This window comes from Halomonas llamarensis (assembly GCF_023555005.1).
In the GTDB taxonomy this organism is placed as follows: domain Bacteria; phylum Pseudomonadota; class Gammaproteobacteria; order Pseudomonadales; family Halomonadaceae; genus Vreelandella; species Vreelandella llamarensis.
The window spans coordinates 1-252 of the sequence record NZ_JAMJPJ010000160.1 but is presented as its reverse complement, the minus strand read 5'-3'; the positions used below and the strand labels follow the sequence as shown (position 1 = coordinate 252).

At 57.5% G+C, this 252-nt stretch carries 1 protein-coding gene; it reads left to right on the top strand.

The window, feature by feature from the left end; genetic code table 11:
• Positions 1-252 (top strand): IS66 family transposase (locus M8006_RS18040; protein ID WP_250084614.1); only part of this gene is annotated, 252 nt, incomplete at both ends.

Genomic DNA, 252 nt, shown 5'->3' with positions numbered 1-252 from the left:
GTACGTCTTCGAAACATTGCCCACGCTCAACGACGACGAGCTCACCACGCTGCTGCCCTGGCACTGGAAGGACACATTACCCGGCTGAGCGACGCCTGCCCAGATGTGGTTAATGGCTCGCTTACACGTAACGGCATAATGCACGCCGGTTGCTGGGCCCATGCACGACGCAAGTTCATTGAAGCTCAGAAGGTACAACCCAAGGGCAAGACCGGTAAGGCCGACTGGGTGATCAACCAGATGGGCAAACTC